Here is a 286-nt window from a genome sequence, read left to right on the forward strand (position 1 = left end):
TCAAATGATGAAATTTCCATTTAAGGTTATAACTTTAGCCACTTTAGCAACGGTTATAACTGCTACGAATGGTAGTACTATTCATGCACTTGCACAAGAACAGACAGCTCAAGAACATAAAATAGAAAATTATGCGTTAGGACCTGAAGGGTTAAAGAAAGCGTTGGCTGCAACTGGCTCTCATATTCTTGTAATGGATTTGTACGCAAAAACTATGATTAAGCAACCGAATGTAAATTTATCCAACATTGATTTAGGTTCAGGAGGAGGAGAATTAATCAAAAAT

At 35.0% G+C, this 286-nt stretch carries 1 protein-coding gene; it reads left to right on the forward strand.

The annotated features are described in order from the left end of the window. Window positions 1-4 precede the first annotated feature (4 nt). Window positions 5-286, forward strand: a 282-nt coding sequence (locus ACS2CR_RS34545) for an HBL/NHE enterotoxin family protein (protein WP_438906173.1), incomplete at its 3' end; no start/stop codon positions are given.

This window comes from Bacillus cereus group sp. BceL291 (assembly GCF_051776705.1).
Taxonomy (GTDB): Bacteria; Bacillota; Bacilli; order Bacillales; family Bacillaceae_G; genus Bacillus_A; species Bacillus_A cereus.